Here is a 22,140-nt window from a genome sequence, read left to right as displayed (position 1 = left end):
CTATGAAATTTATTCATCAAATCAATCAATATTTGTTGGCTCGGTATCCTTCCCTTTGGAATACCAAAATCGTTTGGATGCTATGTGTAGCCTTTGTGATTCATATTTTTTTCTTTACGGTAGGATATTTTTTCTTTCAAAACCCCGAAACTTTACAAACGTATGATATCTATGATATTTACTATTCTTCCGCATTTTTTATTTTTCAGATTATTATATCGCTGATACTTTTGGTGGTTTGGCTGATGCAACTCTTTAAAAATAATGCTTTTAAGCATTTTTATCCGATGAGCTCCTTGCAACTTTTCGGTCAGTTTCTCCAATTTATGGTTATTGTATTTGCGTGTTTGAGTTTTCATCTTTCTTTCCGATTAGGAAATTATGTTTTTGCACACCAACGTTATGATGATGCTACTTACACGCATATCGTACAGACCGCCAATAAGGCATATCCTTTTTTATTTTTTGAAATTGAGGATTATATGCCTGATATGCGTAAAACACCTCATTGGATTAACGATTTGTACTGCCAAACAGATTATCATAGTATTGATACGACAAAGCCTTATTTGACATTTGCTGATAAAGTTTATCAGTTTTACAGAGTATATGCCTATAAAACGGTTTTAAGAAATGAATACGATAATCGGCGCTCTGATGTTGAATCAGCGCATAAAGATTTTTTGTACACCAGAAACGCAGAGGATAGCGTAACTATTTATCATAAGAAAGAGGTGGTCGATGTATCCGATATTTTCGTGAATGCACATCCTAATTTGCGTAATTTCTCAAAAATATTGTATGTGCCGTATGGTGCTGGGATTTCTTATACTGATTTGAAGCAAGTAAATGCGATAAGCAATGATGTAAAAGATTGGGACAATAAAACTTATGAAATTGTTATAAATGAAAATGTTAATCATTTGCTTGATAAGGAAGATGAGCAAGCTATAAAGAACATTATGAAGCAATTTTTGAGCATTTCCAGAATGTTACGCATTGATACCAATCTTGATTTGGAAGGTTGGTTTAATGTAGCTTACCGACCGCAATCTGGTTTTAATGTAGAAACTTTCTTTCAGACAGGTAATTATTCGGATTCGTACTATGACCCTAATGAATACGACCAAATTAACGAAGAAGATGCAAAAGTTTTAAAAGAAAAATTCAAAAATGATAACTCACTTATAAGTCTTACTCGTTATAAAAAGCTTCACTCATCAAATTATTACTATTCATTAAAAAAATTAAAAAATGCGTTGAGAAATATTGATGAATTGAGGGGGGATTTCTTTGATGTGTTTGCTTTTAACGTTTATGTTTGGATATCCGTGATATTGGCTTTATTGTTGTTTTGCTATCGGGTATTCGGTTTGAAATCATTGTTGTTAGGAGTGGTTTCGCTTAGCTTGATTTCGTTGGCTATTGGGCTGATATTACTGGTTATGAACTTTACGGATATGTTAGATCAAGATTATAATGCTGTAATGTTGGTTGTCATTGTTTATCTGTTGGTTTTAGTGATATCTCAATTTATGCCTTACGAAAGGAACAAAACATTTGCTTCAATACTAATGAATGTTTCGGTACTTGCTTTCCCGTTAGTTTTTTTCCTTGCATTTTTAGGGGTAGATATGTATCAAAAAAAACAAAGATATTCATATATCGATTATGCTTATGATAATCACTATCTAGTTGAAACTTATAATCAAGAAACGCTTTTGGATTGGTTAGGAGTTGAAGGATTGAGCCTAGTAGTTTTTTTAGGAACACTAATTTTTGTGCTTTTTTACATACGTGTTATTATGCGTTGGAAAGCAACATCCGAATAATATAAACTTGATTGAATATTTTACCGAAAGAAAGTAGTTTTCTTAATGTTTTGGTATTTCCTTAAAGGAAATCATATTCTTAATAATTTTTAAGATTTCATTATGGAAGAGATAAAACAAATAAAGTATGATAAAGCCTATATGCGTATGGCACAAGAGTGGGCTAAACTTTCGCATTGTGTACGAAAAAAAGTAGGAGCAATTATTGTAAAAGACCGAATGATTATTTCCGATGGTTACAACGGTACGCCAACAGGTTTTGACAATTGTTGCGAAGATACAGAGGGAGAAACTTTATGGTATGTGCTTCACGCTGAAGCAAATGCGATTTTAAAAGTGGCGTCTTCTACACAATCGGCACAAGGAGCAACACTTTACATTACGCTTTCGCCTTGTAAAGAATGTAGTAAACTCATTCATCAATCGGGTATAAAACGTGTAGTCTATAAAGATGCCTATAAGGACAATGAAGGATTGACTTTTTTAATCAAAGCAGGAGTAGAAGTTGTTCATTTACCCAATATAGATGATTAAAAAACTTTTATTTTTTTAAATTATGCACTACATTTGCCCAAATACATAAAAAACGATGCCTAAAATTAAATTTTTATTTCTATTTATTTTATGTCTGGCGGGGTCTTTTCGGCTTACAGCTCAGGAGCAACTTCCTACACAGGTTGATTTGCAACAAATATCAAATATAAATGTTGATAATCTTTCTGATGAACAAATTAAAGTGTATTGGGATAAAGCCCAGCAACAAGGATATTCATTAGAACAGCTCGAAGCTATGGCAAGAGCAAAAGGAATGCCACAGGTACAGATAGCCAAGCTAAAGCAACGCATCCAAATGTTACCTCTTTATAGTAAACCCACTCAAATGAAGCCAGATACGGAATTGGATAATGCCGACTTTGACTTAACATTTGGATATACAGGTTACGAAAGAAAAGATAAAATTTCTAAAAAAGACTCTATTTTTGGGCTTGATTTTTTCAAAAATCCAAACATTTCTTTTACGCCAAATACCAATATGGCTACTCCTGAAAATTATCAGGTCGGACCTGGTGATATTCTACTTATCGAAATTTGGGGAGCAACTGAAAATAAATCAACTCAAAAAGTTGATAATGAAGGAAACATCTTAATAGATGGTGTAGGAAAGGTAAAAGTAGGAGGGTTCTCTTTCGCCGATGTGAAAAACAAAATAAACTCTTCATTAAGACACATATATTCAGGTATTGGGGCTTCTGAAAATAGTTACAATAAAGTTTATACAGGTGTAAGCATTGCACAAGTACGTACTGTAAAGGTAAATATTATTGGCGAGGTAGCCGTTCCTGGAACATATTCCTTGAGTGCTTTATCTACTGTTTTAAATGCTTTATATGCTTGTGGGGGGCCTACTGAAAGTGGAACTTTCAGAGATATTCGTTTGGTTAGAAATGGGCAAAAAATCGCTACTTTTGATGTGTACGATTTTTTAGTTAAGGGCTCTGAGGTTGGCAATCTTCCTCTACAAGACCAAGATGTGATTATCGTTTCGCCATACTTAAACCGCATTCAAGTAGGAGGAGAGGTCAAACGAAAAGGTATTTACGAGGCAAAGGATGGAGAAACTTTAGCTAATTTGGTAACCTATTTTGGCGGTTTTACCTCTGATGCTTTTACCAACACTTTAGTTGTAGAACGAATTAGCAAAGCTAAGCGTGAGGTACGTGAAATATCTTTTGAAGCTATAGCTGATTTTCAGTTACAGAACGGAGACCGACTTACCGTACATAAAATTACTGATGAATACCAAAATAAGTTAAGTATAGGTGGGGCAGTATATCAGCCTGGTACTTATGAGTTTAAGGAAGGAATGACAGCTTCCGATTTGTTAAACAGAGCCAATGGAGTCCGTAAAGAAGCCTCATTGGAAAGAGGATTGATATTCCGAACCAAAAATCGGGTGGATATTCAAACAGTGAGTTTTTCGGTTAAAGACCTACTTGAAAAGACAAATGATGTAAGGTTACAAGAAAACGATAGTATTCATATTTTTCATAAGGATTCTCTTCGTTTTGAGCGTTTTGTGAAAGTAGAAGGAGCGGTAAATAAACCTAAAAAAATTCCGTTTATGGAGAATATGACTGTCAAAGATGCTATAGCTTTGGCTGGTGGTTTTTCCGAAGGTGCGGATATTACCGTTGTAGATGTATTTCGGCAAATAAATGATGGAAACTACATAAATAAAGGACAGTCTTTTCAGGTTTCTGGAGCGGAACAATCACAACAAGACACACTTACTTTAGTACCTAACGACGTAATATCAGTTCGTTATATCAAGGGATATTCTCCACTACAAACCGTTTCTATAGAGGGGGAGGTTGCTTTTCCTGGTGTTTATGGAATTCATAGCAAAAACGAAAGAATTTCTGATTTAGTACTGCGCGCAGGAGGGCTTTCTCCTTATGCTTATGTTAAAGGTGCTACCCTTATCCGAAAGAAAACCGATAAAAATGAAAAGCAACAAAAAGAACTTTTAGAAGAGATGGTAGCAGCTGATGACACAGAATCACTTAAAAAGATAGATACCAAAGCAACTGAGTTTAGAATAGGAATCAATCTTGAAAAAATATTGGCAAACAAGCGTAGTAAATACGATTTGATTCTAAATGAAGGAGATGTATTGTTGATTCCAAATCAAAGTCAAACAGTTGAAGTTAAAGGAGAGGTTTTGGCACCTTCGTTAGTACGTTTTGATCCAAGTATGGGACTTAGGGATTATATAGATGGAGCTGGAGGCTTTGCTGATAGAGCAAAACGTAGGGCTGTTTATGTAATGTACGCTAACGGTGAGATAAAATCGACCCATAATTCGCTTTTTTTCAGAAATTATCCTCAACTTGAGCCTGGAGCGATTATCATCGTACCTAAAAAGCGTGAACGTAAGCCTCTAACTACAGCAGAGTCACTTTCTATTTTGACAGGGCTTTCTACTATCGGATACATATTAGTTAACTTGATAAAGCAATAGTTTTATGGATAACCTTCAAGTTTTGAATAAAGAAGAAGATGAGATTGATTTGCTTGAATTGTTTAGAAAGCTTTGGCGGGCAAGAAAGACAGTTTTAATCGTGACGTTTGTTTTTTTTGTTTTGGGGCTTTTAATGGCTATTCTATCTCCTAAGGAATATACAGCAACTACCATAATTGTTCCTCAAACCTCAGGTAGTAGTAAATTGGGGGGGAGTTTAGGCGGATTAGCTGCATTAGCGGGAGTCAACTTAGGAAAATCTTCTACGGAAGATATTCCACCAACTTTATATCCTAAATTGGTGAAAAGCATTCCTTTTAAAAGAAAACTTTTACAAACTCCGTTGTATTTTGAAACGTTGGGTAAATCCGTTAGCTATCAAGAATACTATTGGGAATACGCAAAACCTAGTACTTTAGATGTAATTAAAAAGTACACCATAGGGCTTCCTGCATTGTTATTCTCGAAAAAAGAAGAAAATACTTCAGAGGTAGATCATAATAAACAAGATCAGATTATTTCTTTGAATAGGCGAGAAGAAGGGTTGCATCATCTGATAGATGCTCAATTAAAACTTAATGTTAATGAAAAAGAAGGCTTTGTTACACTGAATTATTCAATGCCTGAAGCTCTTGCTGCTGCCCAAATGTTACAAAGAGCACAAGAACTTTTACAGAATTCAATAATTGAATTTAAGGTTAAAAAGGAGAAAGAAGAGTTACAATTTATTGAGCAACTCTATCTTGAAGCGGAAAAAGACTTTAAAACCAAGCAATATGCTTTAGCTAATTTTCAAGATAGGAATAGAAATTTTTCCAGCTCTTTGCCTCAAACACGTTTACAACAATTACAGACGGAGTTTAATTTAGCCTACGGAGTTTATTCTGAGTTGGCTAAACAATTTGAAAACCAGAAAGTTAAAGTAAAAGAGGAAACACCAGCCTTTACTGTGATAGAACCTGTGAGTGTGCCCAATGAAAAATCGAAACCTAAACGAGGTATGATTATTGCTATTTGGACGTTTTTAGGGATTGTTCTGGGGGTAGGGAGTGTTTTCCTTAAAGACTTTATTCGACAGTTAAAAGCTGAAAAAGTTTAAAATTAAAACATTTGAATATACAAAGAGTTAAAAGTTGTTGAGTAATTCAGCAACTTTTTTTATGACCCCTTCATTGTTATTGTCATATTCGGTGATAAAGTTTGCGGCTTGTTTCACTTCGGGTTGGGCATTTTTCATAGCAAAACTATATTTTGCAGCTGCCATCATCTCCAAATCGTTTAGTTGATCACCGAAAACGGCAGTTTCTTCTGGAAGAATTCCCCACAGATGTTGTATGATTTTCACTGCTTTTCCTTTATTTACTGATTTTTGAGTAATATCCAACCAATGTTCACCAGATACTACCACTTTAAAATCCGATGAGAAATGTTTTAGCATTGGATAAATGTTTGTTTTTGAAGTTTTTTTGCTGCAGACGGTGATTTTGAAAAAAGTATCATTTATGTTTTGAAAATCAGTAATTTTTTCTACGGCAGGATAATGTAGTTCAATTTCTTCATAGATAGATTTATCTTCAGTAAGGGCATAAGCGCTGTCTTTTCCGCAAAGGACGACACCAGTATTTTCCATTTTTTTGCAAGTTTCCAAAATCGGAGTGATAGCTTTGAAAGATAGCGGTTCCAAATGCAATTCATTATTTTTATATTTGATAAAAGCACCATTTTCAGAAATAAAGCCAATTTCATTGGCGATAGGCTTGAAAAGTACTTCTAAACTTTGCACCTGCCTACCACTGGCGGCACAAAAACGTACTCCTTTTTCTTGCATCATTTTTACGACTTCCCAAAAACGTTTTGGAAGTTTTTTGTCATTAGTAACCAAGGTTCCATCAATATCCGATACAATTAGTTTGATCATAGTGTAATCTTATAAAAAGTAAATCTTAATTGCAAAAATACTTTTTTATAGCGGTTTATCGAAATTATATCTTGATAAGATTTCGATATCTTTTTGTATCTTTGTGTCTAACTATTTTTAATCTAAAGTATATCTGATTATGATACGAACCATCCAAAAAATGATTTTTTTATTTTCTTTTTTTACGTACGCAACAGTTTTCGCTCAACAGCAGCCTCTCCTTGGCTATGCTTATGGCGACCAACAAGCTCCCACAGGCAAGGAATGGGAATCAGTGGAAGAACTCTCACTTAACAAGGAGCAGCCCAAAGCCTATTTTTTCTCGTTTGCTGATAAACAGTCGGCACGAAAAGTATTGCCCGAAAATTCCAAATATTGGCAATCGCTGAACGGAAATTGGAAATTTCATTGGGTAAAAACACCTGATAAGCGTCCGAAAGATTTCTTCAAACCGAGTTATGACGTAACTGCGTGGGAGGAAATTCCTGTGCCTTCCAATTGGAATATTTACGGCATTCAAAAAGATGGAATCCTAAAATATGGCGTACCGATTTACGTTAATCAACCTGTGATTTTCTACCACGAACGTAAAGTGGACGATTGGCGAAAAGGCGTAATGCGAACTCCTCCAACGAATTGGACGACTTATGAATACCGCAACGAAGTAGGCTCGTACCGACGCGAATTTACTATTCCGCAGGATTGGAAAAATCGTGAAGTTTTTATCAATTTCGATGGCGTGGATTCCTTTTTCTATCTGTGGATAAACGGAAAATACGTTGGTTTTTCCAAAAATTCACGCAATTTGGCTTCGTTCAACATTACCAAATATCTACAAAAAGGCAAAAACACGGTTGCGGTGGAAGTGTACCGAAATTCCGATGGTTCGTTCCTTGAAGCTCAGGATATGTTCCGTTTGGCGGGAATTTTCCGTACAGTGGCTTTAACTTCGGTTCCAAAAGTACAAATACGTGATTTGCAAGTAATTCCTGATTTAGATAAAAACTACCTAAACGGAGAATTGAACATTTCGGCAGAAATCCGCAATTTGGACAAAAAACAAGCCAAAGGCTACAAAATAGAATATTCATTATACGAAAACAAACTATATTCTGATGAAAATAAAGAAGTTGGAAAACCTATTTTTTCTGCTTCATTTGATATTTCTTCTGAAAAATCATCGGTCATTAAAACGAAATTTCCGTTAGAAAATCCGAAAAAATGGTCGAGTGAATTTCCGCATCGTTACGTTTTGGTGGCTCAACTCAAAGATGCCAAAGGGAAAGTCGTAGAAACCATTTCGACTTATACAGGTTTCCGAAAAGTAGAAATCAAAGATACCAAAGCCGAAGATGACGAGTTTGGCAAAGCAGGACGATATTTTTACGTAAACGGAAAAACGGTGAAATTCAAAGGAGTAAATCGTCACGAAACCAATCCGTCTGCGGGTCACGCCATTACATGCCAACAAATGGAAGACGAAGTAAAATTGATGATGAAAGCGAACATCAATCACGTGAGAAATTCGCACTACCCTGACGACCCATATTGGTATTACTTATGCGACAAATATGGTATTTATTTGGAAGATGAAGCGAACATCGAATCGCATCAGTATTACTACGGAAAAGAATCGCTTTCTCACCCCAAAGAATGGGAAAAAGCACACGTTGCTCGGGTCTTGGAAATGGCTCACGCAACGGTAAATAGCCCTTCGATTGTTATTTGGTCGCTCGGAAATGAAGCAGGACCGGGCGAAAACTTCGTTACGGCTTACAACGCTCTGAAAAAATTCGATGCATCACGACCTGTTCAGTATGAGCGAAATAACGATATTGTTGATATGGGTTCAGACCAATATCCTGCCGTTAGTAAAGTTAAGTTAAGAGCAGAAGGAAAAACTAATGAAAAATTTCCGTTCCACATTTCGGAATACGCTCATTCTATGGGGAATGCTGTTGGAAATTTAGTGGATTATTGGGAAGCTATCGAATCGAGCAACTTTATTTGTGGCGGTGCAATTTGGGATTGGATTGACCAAGCGATGTACAACTACACCAAAGACGGCAAACGCTATTTTGCTTATGGAGGTGATTTTGGCGACTATCCGAATGATGGTCAGTTTGTTATGAACGGAATTATTTTCGCGGATATGACGCCCAAACCCCAATATTACGAAGTGAAAAAAGTGTATCAATATGTTGGAGTTACAATTAAAGACTTACAAGAAGTTATTTCTCAACCTTTGGAATCGTTAGACGGAGGCAAAGTTAAAAACGGAAAAATCGTTGAAATCTTTAATAAAAATTATTTTAAAGACTTGTCTGATTATGAGGGAGAATATGCTATTTATGAAGACGGAAAAGAAATCCAAAGGAAAAAATTTAGCACAGATAAAATTGCCCCTCGAACACGAAAAGCATTAGTACTTGCTAATATAGAATCGAATTTAAAACCCACTTCGGAATATTTCTTAAAAATTCAATTTAAATTAAAAGAAGATAAACCTTGGGCAGAAAAAGGATACGTTCAGGCAGAGGAACAATTTTTGCTGAAATCACCAACACAAAGACCTTCTATTTTGCAAATTGCCAAAGGTGGGAAAATTGAACTTTCTGATGAAGGAAATCTGAAAGTATTGAAAAACAGCAATTTTACGGCAAAATTTGACACCAAAACAGGAAGTATTTTTAGTCTGCAATACGGAAATGAAACCATTATCGAAAACGGCAACGGACCTAAAATCAATGCACTACGGGCTTTCGTGAATAATGATAATTGGTTTTATGAAAAGTGGTTTGAAAAAGGGTTACATAATTTGAAACACAATGCCACTTCCAACAAAGTAGTTGAAAACAAAAATGGCTCAGTTTCCGTATATTTCACAGTGGTTTCACAAGCTCCGAATGCAGCGAAAATTCACGGAGGAACAAGTTCAGGAAAAAATAAAATAGAAGAATTAACCGATAGAAAATTTGGAGAAAAAGACTTTAAATTTATTACAAATCAGATATATACGATTTATCCTGACGGAAGTATAGAACTGCAATCGGCTATTACGTCTAACGATTTGTGGCTGACATTACCACGCTTAGGATACGTGATGACTATTCCGCAGAAGTACGAAAATTTAACTTATTACGGACGTGGAAAGCACGACAACTATAACGACCGAAAAACGGGAGCTTTTATTGAGCAATTTTCAGGAAAAGTGAAAGACGAGTTTGTACATTTCCCAAAACCACAAGATATGGGCAATCACGAAGAAGTACGTTGGATTTCGCTTACTGACAATCAAGGAAATGGAGCGATTTTCATTCCGAATGAGCCAATGTCGGCTTCTGCATTACAATACACAGCAAAAGATATGATTTTAGCAGGACATCCACACGAATTGCCTAAGGCTAAGGACACATATCTGAATTTAGACATCGCTGTAACAGGCTTAGGCGGAAATAGTTGTGGACAAGGAGCACCTCTTTCAAAAGATCGTGTGATGGCAAAATTACATCATACTGGATTTATGATTCGTCCGATAAAAGACAATTTAGCTCAAATGGCTAACGTTCGCCCAAATGGAGATACGCCACTTTCCATTTCGCAGGACAACTTGGGTAACGTAACCATCTCTTCTGGAAATCCGTTTGCTAAAATCGTTTATACTATTGATAACCAGAAGAAATCTTCAAGATATAATCTGCCTATTCCGATACGAAAGGGAGGTAAGGTAACTGCTTGGGAAGAAGGAAAACCTAATTCAAAAATTACGATGGTTTTCGATAAAATTGAAAGTATTCCAATGCAAGTACTTTCCGCAAGTAGTGAAGAATCGGGCGAAGGCAACGCTCAAAATATGATTGATGGAGACGCCAATACAATATGGCACACGATGTACTCCGTAACTGTGGCTAAACATCCGCATTGGGTAGATTTTGATATGGGTGAAATGCGAAACATCAAAGGATTTACCTATCAGCCACGTACCAGCGGTTGGAACGGAATGGTGAAAGATTACAGCATTTGGGTAAGTAACGACGCTAAAAATTGGATAGAAATTAAAAAAGGAACTTTTCCAAGAAGTACCAATATACAACGTGTTATGTTCGATAAAGTTCAAAAAGCACGTTACATTCGTTTTACAGCACTTAGTGAGCAGTTTGGTCAAGATTTCGCCAGTGGTGCCGAATTTTCAGTCTTGGAAGAGTAAAAACCTTAAAAATACTAAACAAAAACCTCAGAAATTCCTGAGGTTTTTTTGTGTTATTTAGTGAAATAAAGTGTTCTGTTGTCAAGAAAAAGGTGATGTGTTAGGTATAATCCACAAAAAGAAATGTACCAAAATTCAAAAGGAATGTACATTTTTTGAGCATTCCGCCCATTAGCCACAAAGGGTTGATGTTTCGCAATTTACTGAATAAAGAGTATGATTTAGTTTTTTCTTACCATTCTGTCATATATAGCACTTTGAATCCAATACGCAACTATAAAAAGCAGGACAAAAAGAATAGGATATGTAAAATTCATTTTTTAATGATGCTTTGTAAGTGTTTGTTATTTAATGGTTTGTTCGGTTTTCTTAATGGCTGGAACAACGAACTTTAAAAAGACTTGAAGTTAGGTTAATAGTATATTGTTGATTTCCGAAAGCAATTTTTAGGTAAATTTTAGCACCTCATCGAAAATGAATAACAGCATAAAAGAAATTAAAATAATCCAAACAGCTGAGCATCAACTTTACTTATAATATCACCTAAATCTTCAGGATTATCAACAAAGTTGATATTATCTACATCAATTATCAATAATTTACCTTTATTATATCCCTTTATCCAATGCTCGTAGCGCTCATTGAGCCTATTGAGATAGTCAATTGAAATAGAACTTTCATACTCTCTGCCACGCTTATGAATTTGTTTTACCAAATTGGAAATAGAACTGCGTAAATAGATAAGTAAATCGGGTGGGAGTACCATTTTTTCCATAAGAAAAAACAAGGACTCGTAGTTGCTAAAATCCCTACCACTCATTAGCCCCATTTCGTGTAAATTCGGAGCAAATATATGGGCATCTTCATAAATGGTTCGGTCTTGTATAATGTTATCTCCTTTTTCTCTAAAATCTAAAATTTGACGGAAACGACTATTTAAAAAATAGATTTGCAAATTAAAACTCCAGCGCTCCATCTGATGATAAAAATCATCTAAGTATGGATTGTCCACAACGTCTTCATAATGAGCCTCCCAACCATAATGTTTAGATAAAAGTCGTGTAAGTGTTGTTTTTCCAGCTCCTATATTTCCGGCAATGGCTATGTGCATTTTATCGTTTTTATGATTTATTTTTGGTTGCGTTATAAAAAGTATAATGATGATTTTTAATGTTAAACCTAGCCAAGTTGAAGTTTTAATGTATCAGTCTTCTACTTTGCTTATACTAACAGAGAAATCGCTTATTTCTGTATTACAACTTTTTGAACTACTTCTTCATTTTTCATATTCGTCTCGAAGACATTTAATCATCGATGTATTTTTGATGGTTTGGATCACGAAGGCGCTCTGAATGTTTGATATAATATCTAATTTTGAGATTTTATGTACCACAAAGTTCTGATAATCCTCCATATCGTCCAAAATCAATTTGAGTAGAAAGTCGTACCCTCCTGCCATATAAGAGGCCTCTAAAACCTCGTCTAACTGACTTACATAGCTTTCAAATTGTTCAAAAAGGTCTTCCTGATGCCTAATAAGCTTTACTTGGCAATATGCTATCAGTTTTTTTCCCAGTCGTTTAGCATTGAGTACGGCTACATAATTTTCAATAACCCCTGAAGTTTCCAATTTTTTTATACGTTCGTGTACAGGAGTTATGGAAAGATTTACTTTTTCTGCCAATTTTTTAATGGATTGCTTTCCATCTTTTTGGAGTTCGTCCAAAATCATCAAATCGATGTGATCTAAGGTCATTTGCATATTTTATCTGCGTAATTGAAAAAATCCGACCGTAAAAATAAATAATATTTCTCAAAAAAGAATACAACCCTAAAAAATATCTTTCAAAAAATAAAAAGGGAGGTCATCATTTAGCAATTTGCTAATATAATAATTGTTGATAATCAAAAAAATACGGAGCAATTAACTTACTCCGCATTTTTCATCATTGCTGATTTTGTTATTTAAACTTTATCTAAAAAATTACTTGATTGCAAGAATAACCTTTTCAAACTCAATTTGTGTAGCTTCTTTTAATTCTTGTTTTAAAAACTCAATTTGCTGTTTTTTAGCTATTGTGATACTTTTAATTGCATACGCCCATTTTCCGTTACTTTCAGAGCAAAAAATTACACCTTAAAATCCGCTTTGAAAAAGGAAAAAATAGAGGAATTAATTCATCATTCAGATAGAGGGTTGCAATATTGTTCAGATGATTATCAAAAGGTTTTAAATCAGTATAATATCCGATGTAGTATGACTCAAGAGTCTGATCCTTACCAGAATGCAATTGCGGAAAGAATCAATGGAATTTTGAAACAAGAGTATGATATTGACAAATTTAATGTAAATTTGCAATGTAGAAAGAAGTTGGTAGCTGATGTGGTTAAAATATACAACGAAAAGAGACCTCATTTTTCGAATCATTTTTTAACCCCAAAACAGATGCATACCCAACAGGAATTAGTTCCTAAATTGTATAAAAGAAAAAGTGATACAGTTGGTAAGACTGTACCACTTGATTAATAATTTTTTAGTTGTTTAATCCTGTATCATTTTTTCAGGACGAGACATAAGAAACAAAATTTTACAATTTTGGCGCTCCTTTAAGTACTTGTGCATCAGCTCCTTCTTCAAATCCTTTATCTTTGAAGTTTTGTAAGAATGCTTCCGCTAATTCTTTTGATTTAGCAGCGAATTGAGCTTTATCGTCCCAAGTATTTTCAGGGTTCAAGATAGCTTGGTTAGAAACACCTTCGCAAGATTGTGGCACTTGGAATCCGAAGATTGGTAACTCTTTGTACTCAACTTTGTCCAAAGCTCCTGTAAGAGCTGCAGTAATCAAAGCACGAGTATCTTTCAAGCTGCAACGTTTCATTTTTCCGTTGTAACCTGTGTTTACTAACCATACGTTTACGCCTGATTTCTCAATTTTTTCAGCCAACATTTTTCCGTATTCAGCTGGGTGAAGTGGCATAAATGCTGCTCCGAAACAAGCTGAGAATGTTTTTTGCGGTGTGGTAATTCCTACCTCTGTTCCTGCAACTTTTGAAGTATATCCTGAAACGAACTGATAAGCAGCTTGTTCTGGAGTCAATTTAGAGATTGGAGGCAATACTCCGTAAGCATCAAAAGTTAAGAAGAATATATTTTTAGGATTTTTACCTATTGAACCAGGTTGAATATTAGCTATGTGGTGAATTGGATACGAAACACGTGTATTTTCAGTGATTGAAGTATCTGCAAAATCAACCTCTCCGTTATGCATAATCACGTTTTCAAGGATAGCTCCTTTTTTGATAGCTGCGAAAATTTCAGGCTCTTTTTCAGGAGTCAAATCAACTACTTTTGCGTAGCAACCACCTTCAAAGTTAAACACTGTGTTTTCAGGTGTCCATCCGTGCTCATCGTCTCCGATTAAGTGACGGTTAGGGTCAGCTGAAAGCGTTGTTTTACCAGTTCCTGAAAGTCCGAAGAAAATCGCTGTATCGCCACCTTTACCAACGTTTGCAGAACAGTGCATTGGCATTGTGTTTTTGAATACAGGAAGCACGAAGTTAAGTGCAGAGAAAATACCTTTTTTCATTTCTCCTGGATATCCTGTTCCACCGATTAAAGCGATTTTTCTAGTAAAGTTCAAAATAGCAAAGTTTGATTGACGAGTTCCGTCAACAGCTGGGTCAGCCAAGAATCCTGGTGCGTTGATTACCAACCACTCTTCTTTGAAGTTTTCTACTTCGCTATCTTCCAAACGAAGGAACATATTGTAAACGAATTGCGCACTCCAAGGAAGTTCAGCAATAGTACGAACATTTGTACGATAGTTAGGGTCAGCACAAACATATCCGTCGTGAACGAACAATTCTTTTCCAGAAAGATATGCCATTACTTTATCATAAAGAGCGTCAAATTTTGCTGAATCGAAAGGAATATTTACTTTTCCCCACCATACGCGGTCTTTTGTAATGTCGTCTTTTACAATGAAACGGTCTTGTGGAGAACGTCCTGTAAACTTCCCTGTTTTGATAGATAAAGCTCCAGAGTTAGCTTCTTCAGCTACACCTTTCGCGATAGCTTCTTTGTGCAACTCGTCGGCAGAAAGTTGGTAGCGTACGTTTGCATTTTTGATTCCGTAATTCTCAACTGAAATTGTTTTTGATTTACTCATAATTTTGATTTTGTTATTATTGTTATATTTTTATTTCAATGTTTTCTTTTAAATTTTGCGAGTGTAAAGGTACAAAAAAAATATATAAAAAAAGACTATGTTGTCATTTTTTTTGTTTCAAAATAGAAAAAAATAGTACTACCCAAGCCCCTATGAGCAACAGGCCTCCTAAGGGTGTGATTAAAGCAATCTTTCTAAAGTCAAAAAAGGAGGTCAAGTCATTGGTCGCCAGAAAATAAATAGATCCTGAGAAGAATAGAACCCCAAAAAAGGTAAGATACAAAATTATTTTTTGAGCTTTTTGCGAAAGGTATTGTACTGGAATTACACCAACTCCTAATAAAAATAAGGCGTGATACATTTGATAACGAACTCCTGCTTCGAATGAAACAACAGCTTCGGCATTAACTAACGCTTTGAGCCCGTGAGCGCCCCAAGCACCCAACATAACAGCAAGTGCCCCAAAAACGGAAGCTACAAGTAATGTCTTTTTATTCATAACACAAATTATATATGGTTTACAAGGTAACGAATTTAAGTAAAAAAAGCGAAATTACAAACGCATAATTGGTTAAAACGCATTTTTAGGACTATCATATGTTAAAACCACATAGAAATTAGAATTTAAATCCTAACTTTTATGTGGTTTTTAACTGGGTTTACGGAAATTCTATGTTTTTCATCAACTTTGAAGGTCAAAAAAAACGATTCAAACCAACTAGCAGTCAATAATTCTGTATGTTTAGCCTAAATACAACCAATCAAAGTGTTACGAAATCTGACTACTTCATCTAACCGTGAATGAAATGTGCTTCGAATCACTTCAAATCGTCATCAATATACATTTGACGTACCCTTTTGAATAAATCTGATGAATAGACAAAATCGGTAACCGCTTGATTATCGGTTTTGAATATAGTTGCTTTGGATCCTTCCCATTCTAAAAATCCGTTTTTGAGAAAAATAATTTTTTCTCCAATTTCCATTACCGAATTCATATCGTGGGTGTTGATTACTGTGGTGATATTATATTCTTCAGTGATTTCTTTTATAAGATTATCAATAACGATTGCCGTTTTAGGGTCAAGCCCCGAATTAGGCTCGTCACAAAATAAATAATGAGGCTGATTTACAATAGCTCGAGCAATGGCAACCCTTTTCTGCATTCCTCCTGAAATTTCTGAAGGCAATTTATTTTCAGCCCCTACCAAATTTACCCGTTGCAACACGCTATCGGCACGTTCGCGAATTTCATCGGCAGTTTTTGAGGAAAACATTTTAAGCGGAAACATCACATTATCAAGTACTGTCATTGAATCAAATAATGCGCTTCCTTGGAAAACCATTCCCATTTTTTGTCGTAATTTCACACGCTCGTTGCGTTTCATTTGACTATAAGGAACACCATCGTAAATGATTTCACCCTCATCGGGGGTAAAAAGCCCCAAAAGCGATTTTAAAAATACGGTCTTCCCTGAACCGCTTTGACCAATAATTAAATTAGTCTTTCCTTTATGAAACGTGGTAGTAATCCCTTTTAAAATAGGATTTCCGTTAAATGATTTATGTAAATTTTCGACTTGAATCATTAGGCATAAAATAATTGAGTGATAACTGAATTAGCGATGATTATGGCAATACTTGTCCATACAAACGACACTGTACTTGCCTTTCCTACATCTAATGCCCCTCCTTTCATATAGTATCCGTGATAGGCGGGAATAGTAGCTAATAAAAAGGCAAAAATCACTGATTTGGTAAAAGCGTAAATTAGCGTATAAGTCTTAAAATCAATCTTTACTCCTTCTATAAATTCAGATGAAGTAGCATAACCACTCATTACTACGGCTGTCCATCCTCCGAAAATTCCTAAATACATTGCCATTGCTACTAAAAATGGAAACAACATTAGCGCTACTATTTTCGGGAAAACCAAATAATTTAGCGAATTGACCCCCATAATGTCAAGAGCATCAATCTGTTCGGTAACTCGCATTGTTCCAATACTCGATGTGATGAACGACCCCACTTTTCCTGCCAAAATAATAGAGGTAAAAGTAGGAGCAAACTCCAATATAATGGACTGACGCGTAGCAAAACCGATTAAGTATTTTGGAATAAAAGGATTGTCAATATTCAAAGCAGTTTGTACAGCAACCACCCCTCCGATAAAAAAAGAAATGAAGGCAATAATTCCTATAGAGTTGAAAATCAAATCATCAATATCTTTAAGGATTAAGTTTTTAGTAATCCCCCAACGTGTACGCTTACGAAAAATATCGTATAACATTATAAAATAACGACCAATAGCTGCTATGTGTTTCATTTGCTTAAAATATCGACAAAGATAAAAATATTTAAGAAACTAAGCCTTTTTTAGGCTATAAAACACCTATTTTCCAATTTTCTTAAAGGATTCGGAAAAATGTTTTCTAAAAAAGATTCAAAAAGAATATCAATGTAATGATTCATCATTGTATTTTTCATAAGTAAAGTTGATTTGTTACTATTCATATATTTTGCAATTATTAGCATAATTCGAAGTTAGTAACTAGTGAATTTGACGAAGATAACATTAATGTAATTTATTTGCTTTGGGCAATTCAATAGGCTGATATGTAGGTATATCTAAGACATATTTTATCCAATTTGTAAAAGCATATTTTTCATATACGAATTGTGGTAAATCAAGAAATGGTAATTCTAAAAATGAAGGGATGAACTCATAATCAGAATCTTTTTCTATAACAAGTATGTTGTTTTTATTAAAGAAATCATACTTCTTTATATGCGAATTATTTGTGATAAGCTTCTTTTTATACTTTATCGCCTCAAACACTCGGAATGATAAGCCATTATGCACCGTGTTTAGTATATCAACTAAAACAGCTGATTGGCAAACTTTTTGATGATTTTCGATTAGTGGAATTCTCTTATTTGTTACATTTATAACTGATTTTTCATATTTTTTTAAAATATATTTTTTAGTCGTAAATAATGAAATGTCAGCGATGTAATTTGTTTCATTGATTTTGGAAATTAGTTTTCCAATTGGTTTTATACGATTTCTTTTCCAAACGCCCACGAAAAAGACACTTCTTTTTTCTATTTTTTCCAATTGTTCTGGAATATCAAAATAGAAATTAGTTGTAGGTAAAAAAGATTCTGCGACGTCCTTAGGGTCAAAAACAAAAAATCGATCAAAATATTTTACCACTTTTCTTACATCGGGAAAAACATTTAATCCGTCCCATTGATAAGCAACCATTTTTTTGGATTTGGTTTTCAGATTTTGCAAAAAATGTTCTGGGTAGATATCTGGACGAATCAAAAGCACATAATCGGCTTTTTTATGTAAAGCGTTTATTTTTTCATTTATTTCTTGTTCAATTAAAGCAAAACGGACTCTTTTTTTGTGAGAATTGTCATTAAAAAATACCTTTCTAAAAGTATTTTTTAATTTGTCTTTTAATGAACTGTATTTATAGTTTAGAGAAATAGATACATCTATAACCTCAAAACCTAAAAACTTAAAATTATCGATGATTTTCTGATTAAAGAAATCAGCAGGAGCTCCGAAAATGATAGTTTTGTTTTTCATATTTTAATCTGTTGTATCTGTTTCTTTTTCAGGAAAAGCGAATATAATTGAGATAAACCATACACTCATATAAGCCCCCATATACAAGAAAGTGTCTGTGTTCATAAACATCAAAGCAAGCAACATTGTGTATAAAATATAGCTATTTCTATAGATAATAGATTGATAGAAAGTAGTAATAATCCAAATTAGTAAAAGAAGAAGCCCGATGATTCCTAAGTCTATAAAGATACATAATAAATCATTGTGTAGATGTATAAAACCTAAGGTTTCTGCAACGCCTCTTTGTGCTGATGTACCTGCTCCAAAAAATAAACTTGGCATTTTAAATTCTTTTGTAGCGTTAAAAAAACTTACACGAGCAGGGTCAGAAAAGAATTTTGTTTGTGTGACTAAAACCCCGATTCCCGTAATTAGTAATATAACTAATATAGAAACCACTGTGGTTTTGACTTTCATTGTCCATTTTTTTGTTAAATACAACCAGCTTAACAAACAAATAGTTAGAAAATAACCAATTATGGAGATTCGCGCTTGCATCATAAAAACAAAACAAAAAAGTAAAATAGCGTACCAAATTAATTCATAGGTTGTTATTATTGTTTTTTTCTGCTCTTTCCAAACAAAAAATCCTAAACCTCCAATAAGTAAAATCACCCAAGAGACATAACTTGGGTGAGGGAAGTACGTCCACTCTAATATAGAAATATATTCCATATAAGATTTATTGAAAGTTAAAAAACTTAAAATAGGCAAATCAATAGAGGAAGTATAGAGGACGTAAATAGCCATATTAAGTGTTAAAAGGCTTAAAAAACCTTTGAAACAAATGGTTATAAATTCCATAGTTTCTGATTTTTCCATTCTGAAAAATAAGCTTAATACAACCACGCCTAATAAGAATAAAATTTCTCCATCATTGAAAGCAATAAAAGAAATTGGAGTATGTGTATTCCAAAAAACACCTCCTATTTTGAAAAGAACAAATATTCCAAATAATATCATAGGAAGTGTAGGCCTGATAAATTGTCGTTTCCATATAGCATACAACCCACACAAAAACAGTAAAATAATAGTAGTTTTATATGCTTTTGATAATTTATACGTAAATAGAAAAACGCAACAACAACACATAACTACAATCAATATACGAAGCCATAACTCCTTATCTGTTGGGATTTTATACTTTCTGTAATTTAAAAAAGCCCAAACTAAAGTCGATGCTACGCATAATCCTAAGCCTATCCTTAGGAATAGTTTTTTAAAAACTTCGTTATGCCAAATATCGGCATAAAAAAAAGAAATAATAAAAGTTATTGTAATAAACCCAATACTATTAAACATTAACCAATTTTCTTTATACCACTTCATTTTATTGTTATTTCAAGTGTTTTTCAATTATTTTTTTCCAAACACTAACTGTTTGTTTTTCCTCTATTTCAAGAGAGTAATTTGACAGAGCAAATTCGGAAGCTTGTTTTCCTTTTTGTAAAATTTTTTCAGGATTTAAGTCATACAAACGTATCATTTCCTCAATTTTTTGAACGTATTGAATAATGTTTCCATCTTCAATGATAGAGGAAAAATCCGGATTAAAATATTCTTTACCTCCTTGTCCGTGATAACCAATGATGTAACACCCACAAGCCATCGCTTCAACTGCTGGTAAACCGAAACCCTCGCAACGATTAAAATTCAAGAAAAAAATACTTTTTTTCATAATTTCAGCAACTTCTTTTTCACTTTTATTGTCAATTGGAACTAATTTCCAATCTTCTTTTAAGCCTCTTTGTTTTAAGATGTTGATTACCTGAGTTAAATCGTTTGTCAATTTACGAGGCATAAAACAAATCTGTTTTTGTTTTCCTGTGGAATAATTAAAAATACGGTCGTTAATGCCTAATGTGATTTTTTGAATATTTACTTGTGCAAAAGCAAATGTTAAATAGTTGAAAGCATCGTGTGAAGCTACGATGGTAGCTAATGTATCCGTATGATTATAAGGTGTTACTTCATAATCTTTATTGATAGAATATCCAGAGAAAGTTAAATAGCAACCTTGATTAAAAATAACTTTTTTTACACTGGGTTCTATTCTGTGGATACAATCTCCATATATTTCAGGAAGTACTAAAATTGCATTTTTTTCTATTTTCTTACTTCTTTTCTCTAAGAAAAATAATTTTATTTGATCAATAAATTTTATTTTTCTTTTATAAAACATATATTTTAGTTGCTTGAATAATACTGGACTATATTCAATAGGGATTTCTGTAGAGTCGAACCATTTTTCTTTTTTGCCTATTTTTTCGTGTAAAACGCAAGCGTTAAAACCATTTTTTGATAGAATTTCTACCTGACGATAAATTTGTTTTACGCCTCCAGTTGCTTGTTTATTATTTGGACAAACAAAATATATTTTAGTGTTCATAGTCAGAAAATATTTTTTTAACCCAATTTTTAATATGATATTTTTCTTTTATTTTGTTGTTAATTTCCTGATAATCTGTTTTAAAAAAAGTTTCAGGTATTGAAAAATCAAACGGATTTTCTATTACAAAAATATTATTTGGATCATAGAAATCATAATTAATAATATCTTTGTTAGTTGTTATGAGTTTTTTGTTCATCCCCATTGCTTCAAATGGGCGAAAGGAGAGACCTTTTTGGTGTGGGTGTGCGATGTCTAAAATTATCTTACTATCCAAATAGTATTGGTATGATTCTCCAAAAGGAATGATTTTATGGATAACTTCAATGTTTTTAGGCAATAATTCCTTTATAGGATGTGACGGATATGTAAAAATTTTTGCTTTCGCTTTTATGTTATTTTCTTGAAAATAGTTAAAAATAGAAATTGCTTCCTCCATCCGATTGTCATAGGTGGCTAAATAGCTGATATCATATACATTATTTTCACTTCTTTCTTCAACAAAGTAAAAATTTGTGATTTCTTTTAAGCCATATTTTTGGCAATCATCTTTATCAAAACTATAACAAACATCAAATAGGGGTAGATATTTCTCTTGCATCGGAATTTTAGCAATACTATCCCAAAAAATAGTTACAGAAAATTTGCTTTTGTTCAGAGCAATATTTAGGATTTCTTCACTAAGTACATACGCTCCTATAATGATTAAAAAGTCATAGTTATTCTCTAAAATCGTAGTTTTAATTTTTTGTTCTTGTCTTATTTTTTTTAAGTTTTTTCCACAAAAATTTTTGAGAAAAAAATTATGTGCTCGTTCCAAGAGATTTTTGTAATAATATTTTCCAGTAGATTTGATATGTAACATTTCATAATCGCTGTATTTTTTTAATCCGTCAAATACAACATCATTAAAACCATAATAATCAGGGGCTATAAATAAAGCTTTTTTCTTCATACTAA

17 protein-coding genes are annotated in these 22,140 nt (G+C 33.7%); 6 read left to right on the top strand and 11 right to left on the bottom strand.

The genetic code is table 11. The features are described from left to right. The first annotated feature begins 2 nt into the window (after positions 1–2). From CGC47_RS03300 to CGC47_RS03285, 4 genes are all read left to right on the top strand, one after another. The gene (locus CGC47_RS03300; RefSeq protein ID WP_147269746.1) at positions 3–1,832 is read left to right on the top strand and encodes a hypothetical protein; all 1,830 of its coding nucleotides are present in this window, start codon (positions 3–5) and stop codon (positions 1,830–1,832) included. A 102-nt stretch (positions 1,833–1,934) separates the two neighbouring features. Continuing rightward, positions 1,935–2,366, top strand: a complete 432-nt coding sequence (locus tag CGC47_RS03295; protein ID WP_041987277.1) for a deoxycytidylate deaminase — start codon at positions 1,935–1,937, stop codon at positions 2,364–2,366. A 55-nt stretch (positions 2,367–2,421) separates the two neighbouring features. Beyond that, on the top strand, positions 2,422–4,854 hold the full coding sequence (locus tag CGC47_RS03290) for an SLBB domain-containing protein (protein ID WP_042001726.1): 2,433 nt from the start codon (positions 2,422–2,424) through the stop codon (positions 4,852–4,854). 4 nt (positions 4,855–4,858) lie between these two features. Then, positions 4,859–5,953, top strand: a complete 1,095-nt coding sequence (locus CGC47_RS03285; protein ID WP_095899979.1) for a Wzz/FepE/Etk N-terminal domain-containing protein — start codon at positions 4,859–4,861, stop codon at positions 5,951–5,953. Positions 5,954–5,980: 27 nt separating this feature from the next. Here CGC47_RS03285 and CGC47_RS03280 read toward each other — a convergent pair whose 3' ends face one another. Next, positions 5,981–6,772, bottom strand: a complete 792-nt coding sequence (locus CGC47_RS03280; RefSeq protein WP_042001723.1) for an HAD family hydrolase — start codon at positions 6,770–6,772, stop codon at positions 5,981–5,983. A gap of 139 nt (positions 6,773–6,911) precedes the next feature. Here CGC47_RS03280 and CGC47_RS03275 point away from each other — a divergent pair, with 139 nt between their 5' ends. Then, complete coding sequence (locus tag CGC47_RS03275) at positions 6,912–10,979, top strand: glycoside hydrolase family 2 TIM barrel-domain containing protein (protein WP_095899978.1); 4,068 nt, start codon at positions 6,912–6,914, stop codon at positions 10,977–10,979. Between the two features lie 496 nt (positions 10,980–11,475). Here CGC47_RS03275 and CGC47_RS03270 read toward each other — a convergent pair whose 3' ends face one another. Continuing rightward, on the bottom strand, positions 11,476–12,090 hold the full coding sequence (locus tag CGC47_RS03270) for a deoxynucleoside kinase (RefSeq protein WP_013997654.1): 615 nt from the start codon (positions 12,088–12,090) through the stop codon (positions 11,476–11,478). Between the two features lie 165 nt (positions 12,091–12,255). Then, complete coding sequence (locus CGC47_RS03265) at positions 12,256–12,741, bottom strand: Lrp/AsnC family transcriptional regulator (protein ID WP_013997653.1); 486 nt, start codon at positions 12,739–12,741, stop codon at positions 12,256–12,258. Positions 12,742–13,128: 387 nt separating this feature from the next. Here CGC47_RS03265 and CGC47_RS03260 point away from each other — a divergent pair, with 387 nt between their 5' ends. After that, entirely contained in the window at positions 13,129–13,506 is a 378-nt protein-coding gene (locus CGC47_RS03260; protein ID WP_157908815.1) for an integrase core domain-containing protein, read from the top strand. Between the two features lie 61 nt (positions 13,507–13,567). On the opposite strand, the gene pckA is transcribed toward CGC47_RS03260, so the two are convergent. The 8 genes from pckA to CGC47_RS03220 all read right to left on the bottom strand — a co-directional run bounded on the left by pckA (position 13,568) and on the right by CGC47_RS03220 (position 22,135). Next, positions 13,568–15,148, bottom strand: coding sequence for a phosphoenolpyruvate carboxykinase (ATP) (gene pckA / locus CGC47_RS03255; RefSeq protein WP_042001719.1), 1,581 nt, complete (start codon positions 15,146–15,148; stop codon positions 13,568–13,570). A 103-nt stretch (positions 15,149–15,251) separates the two neighbouring features. Continuing rightward, positions 15,252–15,647, bottom strand: coding sequence for a DUF423 domain-containing protein (locus CGC47_RS03250; protein ID WP_042001716.1), 396 nt, complete (start codon positions 15,645–15,647; stop codon positions 15,252–15,254). Between the two features lie 319 nt (positions 15,648–15,966). After that, positions 15,967–16,737, bottom strand: a complete 771-nt coding sequence (locus tag CGC47_RS03245) for an ABC transporter ATP-binding protein (RefSeq protein ID WP_013997649.1) — start codon at positions 16,735–16,737, stop codon at positions 15,967–15,969. Next, the gene (locus tag CGC47_RS03240; RefSeq protein WP_041913626.1) at positions 16,737–17,474 is read right to left on the bottom strand and encodes an MlaE family ABC transporter permease; all 738 of its coding nucleotides are present in this window, start codon (positions 17,472–17,474) and stop codon (positions 16,737–16,739) included. Before CGC47_RS03240 ends, CGC47_RS03245 begins: the two co-directional genes overlap by 1 nt. Positions 17,475–17,723: 249 nt before the next feature. Beyond that, the gene (locus tag CGC47_RS03235) at positions 17,724–18,749 is read right to left on the bottom strand and encodes a hypothetical protein (protein ID WP_095899976.1); all 1,026 of its coding nucleotides are present in this window, start codon (positions 18,747–18,749) and stop codon (positions 17,724–17,726) included. A 3-nt stretch (positions 18,750–18,752) separates the two neighbouring features. Further along, positions 18,753–20,120, bottom strand: coding sequence for an O-antigen ligase family protein (locus CGC47_RS03230; protein WP_095899975.1), 1,368 nt, complete (start codon positions 20,118–20,120; stop codon positions 18,753–18,755). A 7-nt stretch (positions 20,121–20,127) separates the two neighbouring features. Then, positions 20,128–21,180, bottom strand: coding sequence for a glycosyltransferase (locus tag CGC47_RS03225; RefSeq protein WP_013997645.1), 1,053 nt, complete (start codon positions 21,178–21,180; stop codon positions 20,128–20,130). After that, positions 21,170–22,135, bottom strand: a complete 966-nt coding sequence (locus tag CGC47_RS03220) for a CgeB family protein (protein WP_095899974.1) — start codon at positions 22,133–22,135, stop codon at positions 21,170–21,172. The genes CGC47_RS03225 and CGC47_RS03220 overlap by 11 nt, the downstream gene beginning before the upstream one ends. Positions 22,136–22,140 lie beyond the last annotated feature (5 nt).

Origin of the sequence: Capnocytophaga canimorsus, assembly GCF_002302565.1 — a bacterium.
GTDB classification, from domain to species: Bacteria; Bacteroidota; Bacteroidia; order Flavobacteriales; family Flavobacteriaceae; genus Capnocytophaga; species Capnocytophaga canimorsus.
This window is presented reverse-complemented; position numbering and strand designations above follow the sequence as displayed.